The sequence below is a fragment of the Roseivivax sp. THAF197b genome (genome assembly GCF_009363255.1).
In the GTDB taxonomy this organism is placed as follows: domain Bacteria; phylum Pseudomonadota; class Alphaproteobacteria; order Rhodobacterales; family Rhodobacteraceae; genus Roseivivax.
Genome location: NZ_CP045318.1, coordinates 834,352 through 850,016, shown reverse-complemented (window position 1 = coordinate 850,016; position 15,665 = coordinate 834,352). Strand labels below are relative to the sequence as shown.

General features: G+C 67.0%; 16 protein-coding genes. 6 read left to right on the top strand and 10 right to left on the bottom strand.

Translation table 11 applies throughout. From position 1 onward, the window contains the following. Positions 1-49: 49 nt before the first annotated feature. On the bottom strand, positions 50-1,531 hold the full coding sequence (locus FIV09_RS04290) for an FAD-dependent oxidoreductase (protein WP_152448838.1): 1,482 nt from the start codon (positions 1,529-1,531) through the stop codon (positions 50-52). Between the two features lie 222 nt (positions 1,532-1,753). After that, positions 1,754-2,536, bottom strand: coding sequence for a ribose-5-phosphate isomerase RpiA (gene rpiA / locus FIV09_RS04285; protein ID WP_152448837.1), 783 nt, complete (start codon positions 2,534-2,536; stop codon positions 1,754-1,756). Between the two features lie 225 nt (positions 2,537-2,761). On the opposite strand from rpiA, the gene FIV09_RS04280 reads away from it, so the two are divergent. The 5 genes from FIV09_RS04280 to FIV09_RS04260 all read left to right on the top strand — a co-directional run bounded on the left by FIV09_RS04280 (position 2,762) and on the right by FIV09_RS04260 (position 7,240). Then, positions 2,762-4,135: an L-serine ammonia-lyase gene (locus FIV09_RS04280; RefSeq protein ID WP_152448836.1), complete on the top strand. Its 1,374-nt coding sequence runs from the start codon at positions 2,762-2,764 to the stop codon at positions 4,133-4,135. A gap of 67 nt (positions 4,136-4,202) precedes the next feature. Beyond that, positions 4,203-5,183 (top strand): thiamine pyrophosphate-dependent enzyme, encoded by a 981-nt coding sequence (locus FIV09_RS04275; RefSeq protein WP_152448835.1) that lies wholly within the window; start codon positions 4,203-4,205, stop codon positions 5,181-5,183. Continuing rightward, the gene (locus tag FIV09_RS04270; RefSeq protein ID WP_371417750.1) at positions 5,170-6,525 is read left to right on the top strand and encodes a pyruvate dehydrogenase complex E1 component subunit beta; all 1,356 of its coding nucleotides are present in this window, start codon (positions 5,170-5,172) and stop codon (positions 6,523-6,525) included. Before FIV09_RS04275 ends, FIV09_RS04270 begins: the two co-directional genes overlap by 14 nt. Further along, positions 6,522-6,776: a hypothetical protein gene (locus FIV09_RS04265; protein ID WP_152448834.1), complete on the top strand. Its 255-nt coding sequence runs from the start codon at positions 6,522-6,524 to the stop codon at positions 6,774-6,776. Before FIV09_RS04270 ends, FIV09_RS04265 begins: the two co-directional genes overlap by 4 nt. Then, positions 6,773-7,240: an E3 binding domain-containing protein gene (locus FIV09_RS04260; protein ID WP_216646449.1), complete on the top strand. Its 468-nt coding sequence runs from the start codon at positions 6,773-6,775 to the stop codon at positions 7,238-7,240. Before FIV09_RS04265 ends, FIV09_RS04260 begins: the two co-directional genes overlap by 4 nt. 3 nt (positions 7,241-7,243) lie before the next feature. Here the strand turns inward: FIV09_RS04260 and cysE are convergent, their stop codons facing one another. Next, on the bottom strand, positions 7,244-8,053 hold the full coding sequence (gene cysE / locus FIV09_RS04255) for a serine O-acetyltransferase (protein WP_152448832.1): 810 nt from the start codon (positions 8,051-8,053) through the stop codon (positions 7,244-7,246). 218 nt (positions 8,054-8,271) lie between these two features. Between cysE and FIV09_RS04250 the strand changes: the two genes are divergently transcribed. Further along, entirely contained in the window at positions 8,272-8,469 is a 198-nt protein-coding gene (locus FIV09_RS04250; RefSeq protein ID WP_152448831.1) for a TraR/DksA C4-type zinc finger protein, read from the top strand. A gap of 91 nt (positions 8,470-8,560) precedes the next feature. Here FIV09_RS04250 and FIV09_RS04245 read toward each other — a convergent pair whose 3' ends face one another. Genes FIV09_RS04245 through FIV09_RS04215 form a run of 7 tightly spaced genes read right to left on the bottom strand, consistent with a single transcriptional unit; the run spans position 8,561 to position 15,663 of the window. Then, positions 8,561-12,469, bottom strand: a complete 3,909-nt coding sequence (locus FIV09_RS04245; RefSeq protein ID WP_152448830.1) for a glycoside hydrolase/phage tail family protein — start codon at positions 12,467-12,469, stop codon at positions 8,561-8,563. A gap of 11 nt (positions 12,470-12,480) precedes the next feature. Next, a complete protein-coding gene (locus FIV09_RS04240) occupies positions 12,481-12,921 on the bottom strand; it encodes an NlpC/P60 family protein (protein ID WP_152448829.1) in 441 nt (146 codons plus the stop codon). Next, on the bottom strand, positions 12,918-13,805 hold the full coding sequence (locus FIV09_RS04235) for a DUF2163 domain-containing protein (RefSeq protein ID WP_152448828.1): 888 nt from the start codon (positions 13,803-13,805) through the stop codon (positions 12,918-12,920). Before FIV09_RS04235 ends, FIV09_RS04240 begins: the two co-directional genes overlap by 4 nt. Continuing rightward, positions 13,802-14,434 (bottom strand): DUF2460 domain-containing protein, encoded by a 633-nt coding sequence (locus tag FIV09_RS04230; RefSeq protein ID WP_152448827.1) that lies wholly within the window; start codon positions 14,432-14,434, stop codon positions 13,802-13,804. The genes FIV09_RS04235 and FIV09_RS04230 overlap by 4 nt, the downstream gene beginning before the upstream one ends. A 46-nt stretch (positions 14,435-14,480) precedes the next feature. Beyond that, positions 14,481-15,143 (bottom strand): phage tail tape measure protein, encoded by a 663-nt coding sequence (locus tag FIV09_RS04225; protein WP_152448826.1) that lies wholly within the window; start codon positions 15,141-15,143, stop codon positions 14,481-14,483. After that, positions 15,140-15,346, bottom strand: coding sequence for a rcc01693 family protein (locus tag FIV09_RS04220; protein WP_152448825.1), 207 nt, complete (start codon positions 15,344-15,346; stop codon positions 15,140-15,142). Before FIV09_RS04220 ends, FIV09_RS04225 begins: the two co-directional genes overlap by 4 nt. Continuing rightward, positions 15,343-15,663 carry a gene transfer agent family protein gene (locus FIV09_RS04215; RefSeq protein WP_152448824.1) on the bottom strand — a complete coding sequence of 107 codons (321 nt, stop codon included), beginning with the start codon at positions 15,661-15,663 and terminating at the stop codon, positions 15,343-15,345. Before FIV09_RS04215 ends, FIV09_RS04220 begins: the two co-directional genes overlap by 4 nt. Positions 15,664-15,665 lie beyond the last annotated feature (2 nt).

The window sequence follows — 15,665 nt, the reverse complement described above, 5'->3', positions numbered from 1 at the left end:
CAGTTAAGCAGAATTCATTGGTGTTAAGCTGGGAGGCCCCGCGCGCAATTCAAGCGCTGCGCACAGGGTTCCGCATTGTCACGATCTCCTCGGACATCGTGGGGTGGACCGCGCAGGTGCGGTCGAAATCCTCTTTGGTAGCGCCCATTTTGACCGCGATGCCTGCAAGCTGGATCATCTCGGCGGCCGATGGTGCGACGATGTGACAGCCCAGGATCTTGCGGTTTTCCTTCGACACGATCAGCTTCATCAGCACTCGGTCGGGCTTGCCGATGAAGGCGGAATGCATGGGGCGGAAGGACGTGCAGTAGATCTCGACCGCTTCCTGCTCAGCGGCCTCCGCCTCAGTCATGCCGACCGATCCCAGCTCGGGCTGGGTGAAGACCGCCGAGGGGATGAGGTCGTGATCGACGGGCGTCGGGTTGCCCTTGAAGACGGTCTCGACGAAGGCCATGCCCTCGCGGATCGCCACGGGCGTTAGGTTCACCCGGTCCGTCACATCGCCGATCGCGTAGATCGAGGGCACCGAGGTCTGGCTGTATTCATCCACCTCGATCTCGCCGCCGCGGCCCAGCGTCACGCCAGCCTCCTCGAGGCCCATATCGGCAGTGTTCGGCTTGCGGCCGGTGGCAAAAAGCACCGCATCGAAGATCTTCTCGCGCCCGTTCGTGGCCTTGACCCAGATCGGGCCCTTCTTCTCGGCGGAGCCGTCCGAGCCATGCCCGCCCATGCCGCTGTCGCCCACGACCGCGCCGCCATCCTCGATCGGTGCGCCCATGCCAGCCCCTTCGGATGCGTCGTAATCCTCGGCCTCGGCGCAGCGCATCTCGACGATGTTGGAGCCCGTGTGGATATCGATTCCGCGGGTTTCCATCGCCTCGGCAATGAGGCCGCGGGCCTCGTCGTCGAACCCGTTCAGCACCTGCGCGCCGCGCACGTATAGCGAGACCTCGACACCCAGACCGGCAAGGATATTCGCCATCTCGCAGGCAATGTAGCCGCCACCCACGATCAGAATGGATTTCGGCAGCTTCTCCATCAGGAAGATATCGTCCGAGACCATGCCCAGCTCCGCATTGGGCAGATCGGGGCGCACCGGGTGCCCGCCGGTGGCGACGAGGATATGCTTGGCGGTCTTTTCGGTGCCGTCCTCCAGCACGACCGTATGGGGATCCTTCAGGCGGGCGCGCTGATCGAAACGTTCGACGTCGGACCCGTCGAGCAGTTTCTTGTAGACCCCTTCGAGCCGGTCGAGCTCTTCGCGCAGATGGTCCGAGAAGACCGACCAGTCGAAGGTGCCCTGCTCCATCTGCCAGCCATAGCCGCGGGCATTTTCCGCCGCGTGGGAGAACTCGGAGGCGAAGACCATGAGTTTCTTGGGCACGCAGCCGCGGATCACGCAGGTGCCGCCATAGCGGCTGTCCTCGGCCAGTGCGACCTTCGCGCCTGCCTCGCCCGCGGCCACACGTGCGGCGCGGACACCGCCGGAGCCGCCTCCGATGACGAACAGATCATAGTCAAAATCGCTCATGGGGGTCCCTCATTCGTCGTTGCGGTTTGTAGACCACAAGGGCCGGGCGATGGCCAGACGTCTTGCGGGGAACGCCTGGAATCGCGAGAACCGGTCCGCACGGGCCATCGAGGCCCGCGCGTACCAGGCGAGAGACGCTGCCTCTCGCGCTCTCCGGAGGTATTTCCGGTCCGGTCGTGACAGGGCGGAGCGCGCCGTCCCCAGGTGGGACGCGCGGGCGGCTCAGATATCTGAGAAGAGGTTGTCGTCCTCGACGAAATCGAGCCGCGTCTCGCTCACCGTGCCTTCGTTGATGTCGCGCATCTCGCAGCGCCCATCGCCGTAGCCGATGATGACCTTGTCGCAGATATCGATGAAGAGCCCGTTTTCGACCACGCCGGGCATCTGGTTCAGCACCAGCGCCATCTGCCGCGGATCGCCGATCCGACCGAGATGCAGGTCGATGATGTAGTTGCCCTCATCGGTGATGAAGGGCCGCTCGCCGGTCATGCGCAGCGAGGATTTCCGCCCCATCACATCCATGGAGATCAGCAATTCCTCGATCAGGGTCTGGGTCGTCTGCCAGCCGAAGGGCACGACCTCGACCGGGAGCGGAAAATGCCCCAATGTCGAGACCTCCTTGGCGGCATCGGCGATCACGGCCATCTGATCGGAGGCGGTGGCCACGATCTTTTCCTGCAGGAGCGCGCCGCCGCCGCCCTTGATGAGGTTCAGCTCGGGGTCGAACTCGTCGGCGCCGTCGATGGTGAGATCGAGCCAGCGCGCCTCGTCGAGGGAGATCACCTCGATGCCCACCTCGCGGGCAAGCTCGGCGGTGCGGGTCGATGTCGGCACGCCGCGGATCTTGAGACCGTCCTCGCGCACCATCTCGCCCAGGCAGCGCACCAGCCAGGCGGCAGTGGAGCCGGTGCCGAGGCCCACGCGCATCCCGTCCTCAACCAGATCGGCGGCGGTCTTGGCGGCGACGTATTTCGCCTTGTCGATAGGCGACAATTCTCCGGACATGCGGGTCTCCTTTGGCAGCGCCGTCCTTATAGGGGCAAGACCTGACGGGCGCGAGGGGCAAATCGCGTCAATGCGCCAAGGAACCCCGTGCGAGTATCTGCCTGTCTCTGCCGCGTGCCGGGGGCGGCGTGCATGACGCAATCGGCGCCGAGCTGCCGTATTCCGGACGCGTCCCCGGCGCGCGCCTGTTAGGGTCGGTCGCGAATCGTATCAGCGCGAGGCCCCATGTTCCTGTCCGTCTTCGAGATGTTCAAAATCGGGATCGGCCCGTCCTCGTCCCACACGATGGGCCCGATGGTGGCGGCGGCGCGGTTTCTCGATGCCATGCGCAGCGCCGGGTATTCCTTCCACGGAGTGCGGGCCTCGCTGCACGGATCGCTGGCCTTCACCGGGGTCGGGCACGCAAGCGACCGCGCGGTAATCCTCGGCCTCGCGGGGCTCAAGCCCGAGACCTATGATGCGGAGGAGGCCGAAGAGGCGCTGGCTCGGATCCGGGCGGAGGCCACATTGCTTCCGGATGGCCTCGGGACGCTGGCCTTCGATCCCGACCGCGATCTGCGCTTCGATTACGACACGACGTTGCCGGGCCATGCCAACGGGCTGCGGATCGAGGCGCTCGATGCGCAGGGCGACGTGCTGATGCAGGAGGTCTATTACTCCGTCGGTGGCGGCTTCGTGCTGACCGAGGCGGAGCTGGCCGAGGGGCGCGACACCGATGACGGCCCGCCCGTGCCCTACCCGTTCAAGACCGCCGCGCAGATGCTGGAAATGGCGGAGGCTTCGGGACTCAGCATCGCAGGCATGAAACGCGCCAATGAGCTCACACGCCGCAAGGCGGCCGAGCTCGACGCGGGGATCGCGCGCATCTGGGAGGTCATGGAGGCTTGCATGAACCGCGGGCTCGACGGCAGCGGACATCTGCCCGGAGGGCTGAACGTGCGCCGCCGTGCGGGCGCGATCCGGCAAGCGCTTCAGGCCGAGCATGGGCGCAACCTGACGGCGCCGCATACGATCAACGACTGGATCTCGACCTATGCCATGGCCGTGAACGAGGAGAACGCCGCGGGCGGACAGGTCGTCACCGCCCCCACCAATGGCGCGGCGGGCGTAGTGCCCGCGACGATCCGCTACTGGCTCGATCACGTGCCGGGCGCGTCGCGGGCGCGTCTGCCGGATTTCCTGCTGACCGCCGCGGCGATCGGGGGGCTCGTGAAATACAACGCCTCGATCTCGGGCGCGGAGGCGGGCTGCCAGGCGGAGGTGGGCGCGGCCTCGGCCATGGCGGCGGCGGGCTTCTGCGCGGTTCTTGGCGGCACAGCGGAGCAGGTGGAGAACGCCGCCGAGATCGCGCTTGAGCATCATCTGGGCATGACCTGCGATCCGGTGCGCGGCCTCGTGCAGGTGCCTTGCATCGAGCGCAACGGGCTGGGCGCGATCAAGGCGATCTCGGCGGCCTCGCTGGCCCTTCGAGGCGACGGTCAGCATTTCGTGCCGCTCGATGCCTGTATCGAGACGATGCGGCAGGTCGGCGCGGATATGTCCGAGAAGTACAAGGAGACGGCGCTTGGCGGGCTGGCCGTCAACGTGCCCAATTGCTGATTGCCGCGCGGAACCGCCCGGCCTAGGCTGCCTCGGACACCCATTTGCGGCCGCCTGGAAGACCCCGATGCAAGACGCGACCTCCCCAGATGCCGAAACGCGCCAGACCTGGCGCGGCTACCTGCGGGACATGCTGCGCATTCGCCGCTTCGAGGAAAAGGCCGGTCAGCTTTACGGCATGGGCCAGATCGGCGGCTATTGCCATCTCTGCATCGGTCAGGAGGCGGTGATCGTCGGCGTGGCGGCGCATCTTCGTACAGGCGATACGCGCGTCGCCTCGCATCGCTGTCACGGGCACATGCTGGCGGCGGGCATGGCACCCGAGCGAATTCTTGCGGAACTGATGGGCCGCGACACAGGATATTCCGGAGGCTGGGGCGGCTCCATGCATATGGCCGATCCGGGACTGGGCTTTTACGGTGGGCATGCCATTCCCGGCCTGCAAGTTCCCATTGGCGTGGGGCTGGCCTTCGCGCAATCCTACCAAAAGACGCGTGGTCTGACCTTGTGCAGCTATGGCGACGGGGCCGCGGCGCAGGGCCAGGTCGCCGAGGCTTACCGCCTTGCCGCCGACATGGCGCTGCCAATCCTCTTCGTGATCGAGAACAACGCCCACGCACCGGGCCAGGACCGCACGCCCAAGGCCCGGTCGCTGGCCGCGCGCGCCGAGGCGCATGGTATCCCGGCCCGGCAGGTTGACGGCATGGACGTGCTCGCCGTGACCGAGGCCGCGGATCGCGTCACCTTCGACATTCGCGCGGGCAAGGGGCCGGTCTGCCTCGAAATGATGACCTATCGCTATCGCGGACATGCGCTGGCCGCCGCGGACAAGGCGATGAACGATGCCGAGATGCGCCGCGTCCGCGCCGAACGCGATCCGGTGGAAAACCTGCGCCAGAGACTGATTGCCGCCGGTGAGGACGCCGCGGCGCTGAAAGCGCTGGACCGGGAGATAAAGGCTGAGGTCCAAGGCGCCTCAGACACTGCATCGGCAGCCCCCCAGCCCGATGCAAAGCCTGTGGAGGCGCTGCGCCATGCCGGGGTCTGAGGCCGTGCTCAGGGCCGTACCCATGCCGGAGGTGTCGCCCGGTCTGGAGGCCGCAACCTTGCGCCGCTGGATGGTGCGCCCCGGCGATCTGGTGGAGGAAGGGGATCTTCTGGCCGAGATCGAAACCGACAAGGCCGTGCTGGAGATCGAAGCGCCCGAGACCGGGCGGATCGCTGAGCTGTTGATCGACGAAGGCACGGAAGCTGTTCCGGTGGGCTCCGCCATCGCGCGCTTGATGGATGAGGACGCGGAGGCGGTGCAACCCGCGGCGGCAGCGCCCCCCCAGTCCCGGAACACGGGCACCGTGGCGGCGAAACCGAAGTCGCGGGATATCGAGGCCGACTGGGACACAGGCGTGTCATCGAGCAAAACGACCGTGCGCGAAGCCCTGCGGGACGCCTTGTCCGAAGAGATGGCGCGGGACGACAGCGTCTTCGTGATCGGTGAGGATGTCGGCGGCGCGCAAGGCGCCTACAAGGTCACGCAAGGCCTGATCGAGCGGTTCGGCGCGGCCCGCGTGGTCGATGCGCCGCCGCTCTGGCAAGGGGTTGCGGGCTTGGCAATCGGCGCGGCCATGGCCGGACTGCGCCCTGTCGTGGAGTTTCGCAACCTCGCCTTCGCCCTGCAGGCTGCGGGTCAGATCGTGCAATCGGCGGCAAAGACCGAAGCGATGACCGGCGGCGCGCTGACCGTGCCGGTGGTCTTTCGTGGCCCCCACGGCGCGGTGGAGCAGATGGGCGGACAGTTGAGCCACGACATGGCGGCAGTTTTCGCGCAGGTACCGGGGCTGAAAGTGGCGATGCCCTTTGCGGCCTCTGACGCGAAGGGCTTGCTGAAGGCCGCGATCCGCGATCCGGGGCCGGTGATCTTTCTGGAAAACGACGCGCTCTACGGACAGGCCTTCCCGGTGCCGGACGGTGAGGATCATGTCGTGCCCCTGGGTCGCGCGCGGCGATTGCGGGACGGGGATGACGTGACCCTGGTCAGTTTCGGGATCGGCATGGTCGCGACGCTGGAGGCTGCGGATATTCTGGGCCGGGATGGCATCGCCGCGGAGGTGATCGACCTGCGCAGTCTTGCCCCCCTCGATACCGAAACGCTCGTGGCCAGCCTGCAGAAAACCCATCGCTGCGTGACCGTCGAGCATGGCTGGCCGCGTGGCGGGATCGGTCAGCAGATCAGCGCGGCCTTGATGCGCGATGCGTTCGACGCGCTCGATGCGCCGGTCATGTGCCTCGGCGCGGCAGAGGTCGCCCGACCCTATGCCGAAGGCCTCGAAGCCGCGGCCCTGCCCGATGCCTCGGAGATCGCCGCGGCAGCGCGCAAGGTGCTTTACCGATGAGCCGGGTCGAGGTTCTGGGCCGCGACGTGGCGCGCGAGGCGTATCATATCCGCACCGAAGACGGCGCGGCCTTCGTGCCCGAATGCCTCATGGACGGGCTACGCCCCGGCGCGCGGCCCTCGCATCAGGAAGCCTATGAATGGATCGCGGCGCATCGCGGGGCCTTGTCAAGCGCGGTGGCGGCACTGGTCCGGGGGAACTATCCGAAACCGCCCTACGACCTCGTCACGCTCGCCTCCGAAGAGCCATGAGCGCGCGGCGCCCTGCCTCGCCCTATGCCCGCGCGCTGGCGCGGGACGCCGGGTTGTCGTTGGAGGCTTTATCCGGAAGCGGCCCCGGCGGGCGCATCATCGCGCGGGATATTCCGGCGGTTGCGGGTGAAGATGATGGTGATGCGGCTCTGGTCGGCCCCGTGCAGGAAACCGCAGATGTCGTAATTCTACGCCGCCAGATCGCTGCACCACGGGATTCGGACGCGCTATTGCCCCCGCTGTTGCGGCAGATCGCTAGCGATCGGGTGATCGCCCTGGCTGATCTGCGCGGTTTCGAGATCGACAACGCGGATCCGATGCCCGGCCCCGGACAGGACGCGGCGCTCGGCCTTGCAGGGCGGGGTGGCGTGTTGAATGTGACGCTGACGCTAAAAACGCGCCGTATGAGCCTTCAGGACGGCGCGCGCATTCTGGCCGAGCTCGCGGATGCGCTCGAGGGCTGAGCCTCAGGCGCCCCCGGCGAGGATTTGATCCATGGAGATCGAGGGCTGCGCGCAGCCCGCCTCTCCCACGATGCGGGCAGGCACGCCCGCCACGGTCTTGCAGGGCGGCACTTCTTCCAGAACGACGGAGCCCGCCGCGATACGGCTGCAATTGCCGACGCGGATATTGCCCAACACCTTGGCGCCCGCGCCGATCAGCACGCCGTCGCCGATCTTGGGGTGACGATCTTCTTCTTCCTTGCCGGTGCCGCCAAGCGTCACGGAATGCAGCATGGAGACGTTGTCACCCACCACGGCCGTCTCGCCGATGACGATGGAATGGGCGTGGTCGATCATGATCCCGCGCCCGATCCGGGCATTGGGATGGATGTCGACGCCGAAGACCTCGGAGCAGCGCATCTGGAACAGATAGGCCAGATCACGGCGGCCTTGCCGGTAAAGCCAGTTGGCCACGCGGTAGGCCTGGATCGCCTGGAAGCCCTTGAAGAACAACAAGGGTTGCAGAAAGCGGTGGCAGGCCGGGTCGCGTTCATAGACCGCGACGATATCGGCCCGCGCGGCCAGTGCCAGTTCGGGATCGGCGGCATAGGCCTCGTCGCAAATCTCGCGCAGGATCTGTTCGGAGATCTCGCCCGAGGCCAGCTTGACCGCGGTGCGATAGCTCAGCGCCCGCTCGATCGTGGGGTGATGCAAGACGGAATAATGGATCATGCCGCCCAGGAGCGGCTCGTCCGCGACCGCGTCTTCGGCCTCGTCCATGATGCGGGCCCAAACCGGGTCCAGCATCGACAGGTTGGTCTTCGTCTCGGCCATATCCGTCTCCTTTGACGTCCTGATCTTACCAGATAGACTTCGCGTCGTGAAACGCAAAGCCTTGTGAGGGGAGTGTTTCAATTAAGACCCCCGATGACGCGCATTGGACCGCGCTGATCGAGACGCGCCTTGCGGCCCTCGCAGAAGAAGACCGGCTGGGCCATGCGGGGCAATCAGTGGTGGAGCTCGATCAGCAATCGGTAGGACGGCTGAGCCGAATGGACGCGCTGCAAGCCCAGGCGATGGCCAAGGCCACGCAAGGTCGGCGCGACCAGATGCGGCGCGCGCTGCAGTTGGCCCTTGCGCGGATCGAGGAGGGGGAGTTCGGCTTTTGCGAAGAGTGCGGGGACGAGATCGCCACCGCGCGGCTGGAGCTTGATCCGACCGCACGGCGTTGCGTGGGATGCGCGGGGTAACAGCGCGTCGGCCATCTGCGGTGCCCCGGTCGCGTCAGCCACGCGTTAGCCTGTTGCCGGGGCCGTTGGTGGGTCCCGGCCTCCGTTCCTATCAGGCCGCAACGACCATCACAGCCGCAGGACCCGGCCCGAAGCGGGCCGAAACTTGCGATACGCGCACCTCCACCGGGCCAAAGGCCAGATCCGCCGTGCGCGCCGCTTCGGCATAAGTCCAGAGTGGCAAGTGCGCCTCCTCTTCGCGCAGAAGCACGTCGCCGCGCCAGACCTGCACCGCATAAAGCTCGCTTTCCTCGCCAAGCGGCACCTGCGCGAGCGACCAGTCGTCACCGTCGATACGGCTGCGCCGGATCCAGCGCAGGCGAAGGTCGACTCCGACCGGCTCCGCCGTCAGATGCACGGGGCTGTAGGGACGCAGCCCGATCCCCTCGAAGGTCTCGATCCGGTAGGTGTAGCTCGGATCTGTGAAACTTCGGCTGGCGGGACCGATGCGGAAATGCTGCTCCTGGCGGCGCTGGCTCGAGGCGAGGTCGATCTGTTCCGGCGCGCCGTTGAGGCGTACCACGACCGAGCCCGCAGGCCAGACATTTGGCATCACCCCATCGCTGCCCACCTGCCCGCGCAGCCGGTGCGAGACATGCCAGACACCGTCCGAGAGCATCTCGGCGTCACGGAATTGCAGCACCTCCCAACGCCCGGTCGACCCGTCGCCGATGGCCAGCGCGTTGGCACCGCCCAGAAGCGCCGCATCGGTCACCGATTGCAGCGCCCCCGAATAAAGCCGCATTCGCAGGGGCGCGCCCCGATCGATCCGACCCGAGGGAGATGCGACCAAGTCGGTTTCGGTCTCGCCCACCACCGCGCGGGCCGGAAAGATCCCGTTCAGACGATAATCGGCATCGCTCGGCGCGGAATAGATCGCCACAGGACCGGGCCAGGGATTGGCATGGGCGGCGAAATGCGGCGCATGCGGCACCTCGTCCCCGGTCAGAAGCGGCAGGTCCATGAAGATCGGCGAGACCGGAACGGCTGGAACGTAGCGGGTCAGGCCGGGCGGCACATCCGCCGTGACCGCGGGCTGGTAGACATCGTCCTCCATCCGCACAGCCTCGATGAGCTGGCGGTCGGTGACCTCCACCCGGTCGACGCGCGCATGAACCGGCCCGCCGGGCCCCGGCAAGGCCACGACATCGCCCGCCCGCACCTGCAGCCGCGAGGGCGGCAGCGCGAATTTTAGGCTGTCGCGGGAGATGCGCGCCTCCGCAAGCCAGCGTTCGACGATCTGTCGGCCCTCGGCGCGGGTCAGGGTCAGCGCGACCTCGCTGTTCGAAACGGCATGCGTACGGTCGTCGGGCAACACGGCCTCTTCGGAGACGGTGTCGTAGTCGCCTTCGGCCTCGTGAAAGTGCAGACGCACGCGGCCCGAGAGATCCACTTCGCTCGCGCGGGTCTGGATCAGCTCCCCTTCCGCGAGGTCGGCATGTTCGGCGATGCGTTCGGGATCGACCTCCACGACATCCCGCCCCTCGCGCATGCGGAATACCAAAAGTCCGTCACGTTCCACCGCGTCGAACCCATAGCTCAGCATCAGAGGCTGCAGCGCGCGCCGCCCGTCGGCCACGTCCGGCACGAGATAGCCGCGCACCATGCCAACGAGGTCCGACACGTCATAGTCGGTCACGCCCACACGCTCGCAGATCGCGGCGACCACATCGGCCAGCCGCTGCGACGAGAGCCGCCCGGTGATCCAATGCCCGCGGCGATAATTCTCGCCATCGGCCCAAAGCTCGGTCAGCGCGGGAAACCACGGGTAAGGCCGCGCATCCCAGGCCCAGACGAAGGCGCGCGACATATCCAGCATTGGTGCCTCGTAGACGCCCGAGACGGGATTGTTCGCGGGATCGGTCCAGTGCAGGTGCATCGCGCGCAGATATTGCCGCTGGATATCCTCGTCCGGTTGCCCGTTCGAAGCCCGCGGCAGCGCGCTTTCCGAAGATTTCGGATCGAGGAAAACGTTGGGCTGGTTGGTGCCCTTGTCGACCGCGGGGCAGCCCAATTCGGTGAACCAGATGGGTTTCGACTGCGCGATCCAGTCGGTGGGCACGCTCTGCCGCACGCCACCGATGCGGTCGTGATGGCTGTTCTCCCACCACGACCGGATATCCTTGTAGCGGAAGATCCAGTCCTCGCCATGGGCGGTGTCGACGATGGGCGCGCGGCGCTGCGCGGCGACGGCTTCGGGGCTCGTGTAATACCAATCGAACCCCTCCCCGCCCTCGATATTGGCATCGAGATAGTCGAGGTTGTGAATCCGCCCGTAGGCCGCATCCGCGTGATCGCGCCCGTCGCGCCAGTCGCTGATCGGCATGTAATTGTCGATGCCGATGAAATCGATCTGCGGATGCGACCAGAGCGGGTCGAGATGAAACAGCACGTCGCCAGAGCCATCGTTTGGCCGGTAGCCGAAATACTCGGACCAGTCGGCGGCATAGCTGAGCTTCACAATCGGGCCGACGATGCTGCGCACCTCGTCGGCCAGATCGCGCAGCGCCTCGACGAAGGGGAAGCCCTGATGATCGCGGATCTGCGTGAGCCCGCGCAGCTCGGAGCCAATGCAGAAAGCGTCGACCCCGCCCGCGGCCTTGGTCAGCGTTGCGTAATGCAGGATAAAGCGCGAAAAGGACCACTCGTCGGGGCCGGTATATTTGACGCCGCGGCCCTCGACCCTGAAATCGGAGGCGCGCGCAGTGCCGACGAAGGCTTCGACCTCGGCGCGCGCAAGAAGTGTGCCGTCGGTCGAGCCATCCTGCCCCGGCGCCCGCGCCGTGGTGATCCGCCCGCGCCAGGGCAGCGGCGGCTGGCTGGTCCCGCCATAGGGGTTGGGTTTGGTGTTGCCCTCAAGCTGTTCCATCAGGATGAACGGATAGAACATGACCGCGCGGCCTTCCGCGTTCATCCGCTCGATCGCGCTGACCACCGAGGCGTCGGCAGGCGTGCCGCCATAAACGGGCTTGTCGTCGATCCGGGGCACCCTTTGCGCGGCCCCCCGCCCGAGACCGGCGACCTTCCACTTCATGTCCTTGGCGTCAAACTCCTTCTGTTCGACCTTTGGCCTGATGTCGCATCGGCCGCAGCGCAGATCATCCCCGAACCAGCTGACGACGAGCGAGATCGCGTTGCAATTCTCGGCCTGGTCCGCGAGCGTGCCCAGCGACTGGACGATGTCCGGCACCTCGGCAGGCGTGTTGACATTGATCGCCGACGACGCGCCGCCGCTGTCACCCGCGAAATACTGCTTGTTCGTGGCCAGCACGTATTCCCCGGTGCCGGGCAGAAGCGCGACACCCTGCAACAGCTCCGGCATGTCATCCGCCGCCTGGTTCGGACGCAGCACCTCGAAGGAAAGCTGCGGCACACGGTTGCCGAAATCCTCAAGCTTGAAATCCTCCAACACGACATAGGCGGTGCCGCGATAGGCGGGCACTTCGCCCACGCCCTCAACCGCCTCCATCTTCGGATCAGGAAGCTGGTCGCGCGTGCCGGGATAGACGCGCATGTTCAGATCCTCGGCCGAGATCTCGACCCCGTCGGCCCAGATGCGGCTCACGCCCGCAATCTCGCCCTCGCAGAGCGCGAGCGCCATGCTGATCGAGTAATGATAGGTGGTGATCTCGGGCGTGGCAGGCGCGCCCTTGCCGCTGTCACCGCCTTCGGTCTTGGTCTTCTCGGTGAAATGCGTGGTCCAGATAACCTGCCCGCCGACGCGCACCCGTCCGTAAGCCTGCGGGATCGCGCGGCCCTCGCCTGAATTGGCAAGGTGGAAGCGTTCGACGCGGCCCGTCTCGATGCTCTCGGACCCTTGCCCCAACAGGCTTTGGTCGATGGCCCGGCCAAGCGTGGCCCCGGCAAAGCGCCCCCAGGCCACCATCGATAGCCCCAGGAATGAGCCGCCCACCGAGCCGCCGAACGCGGCACCCGCCGCCGAGAGGAGTATCGTCGCCATGGGGTCTGTCCTTACGGTCTGTCGGGAAAGGTAAAGCGCGCCACGATGCGCCGCGCCCAGGGCCGGGTCAGGGCCGACTCGATCACGCCATGGCCGGAATAGGCATGGATGAAGCGCGCCTGCGGCTCGGGCGCCGAGACGATGCCGAGATGCTTGGCCACGGCCCCTTCGCGCATCCGGAACAGGATCACATCGCCGGGTTGCGGCGCGCCGCGCGGCGTAGGCTTGAGGTTCCGCGCCCCCGCCGCCCACAGCGTCTCGATCCCCTGCGGCTCGGACCAGTCGTTGCTATAGGCGGGCACCGCCTCGGGCTCCGCGCCCATCACTTCGCGCCAGACGCCGCGAATGAGCCCGAGGCAATCGCTACCCACGCCTGCGCGTGACGCCTGGTGGCGGTAGGGCGTGCCGATCCAGCGGCGCGCGGCGGCGACGATGTCATCTTCAAAGCTCATCTGCGGCTGCCCCCGGCCTTGTTCGAGGCGTTGGCCGGATGCACGACGAGGAAATCGTCGCCGGGGATGTCCGGAAAGCCCTGGTAGTTGACGAGGTTGTCGAACTTTTCACGGCAGGTTCCGAAGCGCTTGTCGCAGCCTGCCGCGATCCGCACCTGATCGCCCGGCGCCAGATCGGCGCGGAACGGCTCCCAAAGGTCGATCTGACGGGTCTCGCCAAGGATGCGGTCGCGCTTGATCCAGCGTGTCAGACCCGCCGCAGCACCCGAGAGCATCTCCGCCCGCCCGCGTTCGAACCAGCCCGGCAGAAATTGCGGCAGGCCGGGAAGAACAAGCTTGCGGTTTTCGATGACGCCCGTGACCGCACCTTCCCAGACAAAGCCCGCCTGCGTCAGATCGACCCCGCAGGTCGCATCGCCCAGAACCGCTGTACAGGGCCGCTGATAGATGCGCCCCACGGGCCGGTTCAGCAGATCGGAGAGGCCGCGCAATTCCGCCTGAAACGCGCCGCCCGCGCGACGGATCTCGCCGATATGGCCGCGAAACAGCACCTGACGCGCGCCCACATCCTGCCAATTCACCAGCCACGCGACCACCTCAGCGGCATCATAGCGACCGGCCTCGATGTCCGCCTCGGAGAGCGCGGCATCCGACAGCGCGCCCATGGCCTCGGAATTGTCCACCGACAGGCCGGTGCCCTGCTCCAGCGCCCGCGCGGTCAGCCCGCTTTCGGCCTTGAAGGTCAGCCCGTCGAAAGACAGGTCCAGATCGTGATCGGTAAAGCCCAGCCGCACGCCGTCGCTGCGGACCACCTCCCAGCAGCGCACCACGTTGGTGACGCCAGTCCCGAGATGCGCGAAAAGCGCGGCCGCATCGCCGGTCATACCCGCACCTCCACGACCGCGATTGAGGGCACTTCACCGGCCTGGAAATTCGCCACGCTGGTCTGGATCGCCGCGGTGTCGAAGCGCACCGGCACGTCGAACTCGAAGCCCGCCGTGACGGCGATGCCCGTGATCGGCGGTTCGGCAAAGGTGACGCGCCCCGTGGCGGTGTCGACCGAGAAGGCCACCCCGTCGCGCAGCTCCGTGTCATGCATGCCGATGCGGACGCTGCCGGGCACCGGCTTGTCGATGGGCCGCGCATAGGCATTTTCGCCCGAGCGATACGTCTTGGTCAGTTGAAACTCGGTACGCGCGCCGTCGCCATAGCCGATGATCTGATCCTCGAAATGCACGTCGCGCGATGGCACGCAGGATTTGAAATCGGACCAATCCTTCCAGCGGAATGCGAAAAGCTGCCCGCGCCGCGCCTCGAAGAAATCCACGACCTCGGCCACATCGTCGAGCGAGCGCAGCCCCACGCCTGCATCGTAGCGCCTGCGCGATTGTGACCAGGGCGTGTTACGCTCCTCATAGCCGTTGGCGAGGGTGACGATCTCGGTCTTGCGTTCGGGCCCGCCCATCGAGCCGAAGCTCAGCCGAGCGGGAAATCTGACGTCGTGGAACTCCATGGCCCCGTCCCTTTCGTTGTCGTTGGTCTTACCGGGTGCGGCGACCTCAGCGGTTGCGCCCGCCGCGCGACAAGGCGCGGCTCATCTGCGCCGCGATCTGGCTCTGGCTGCGCTGGAAGCCCTGCACATCGGGCGTGGTGATGTTCATGGTCACGTGCACCGCCCCGGTGCCCCCGCCACTGCCCGCGCGCACGCCGAGCTTGCCATCCGGCCCCCGCGCCAAGGGCATGATCGCCTCGGGTCCCGCCTCGCCCATGAGGCCGGTGCCGCCGCGCATCGGGAAGGTTGTCGGCCCGGAGACGACGCCGCCATTGGCGAACGGCATCACCCGCCCCTGCGCGAATGAGGCGCCCTTGGCGAAGGGTGAATATTGCCCGAAGACGCTGTTCACACCCGTGGAGATCAGACCGCCCAGATGGTCGGCGACCGGATCGACGGCAGCCTTGTAGGCTGTGTTGATCATCGCCTGCGCCACCTCGTTGAGGGCCGATGTCAGGCTAATCCCGTCCAGCACGACCCCGTCGATTGCGGAGGACAGCCCCGATGACAGCGCCGATTGCAGCCGTCGCACGCCGCCGCCCGTTTGCGCGAAGGTCTCGTGGATGCGCTGCATCTCGGCATTGAAGCCCGCCGCCATGTTCGCAGCCCCCGAGAGCGAGGCATCGAGCGCGTCGAGCTCCGCCTCCAATCCGTCCATATCGCTTGTCATGTCTCGCTCCTGTCCATGTCATCGGGGAAGGCCGCCATCAGCGCATCGAGCCGCGCGCGCCCCAAAGGCTGCGGGCCTGCCCCCTCGCCCAACATCAGGCGCAATTCGGCAGGCGTCAGCGCCCAGAACTCCGCCGGACGCAGACCGAGCCGCGTCAGACCCGCCCGCATGAGCTGCGGCCAGTCGAAATGACCCGGGCTCATGCCGGTGCGGGCTCGGCGAAGGCGCGGGCCAGAAGGCGCGCCGCTGCCTCCGCCGCGGCGAGCGGCCCGCCCGCGATATCCGCCCGCGCGATCACGTCGGGCCGCACGTCCCAGCCGCCGCCGCGCAATCCCGCGACGATCAGCGCCAGCACGTCGCGGCTGGCGAACCGCCCCGTCTCGAAGCGCTCGACCAAGGCCACAAGGCTGTCCGCCCCGAGCGTCGCCTCAAGCTCCGCCAGCGCGCCGAGTGTCAGGCGCATGCACCGCGTCTCGCCGTCGATCACGATCTCGACCTCACCGCGCCAGGGGTTCTCCATCG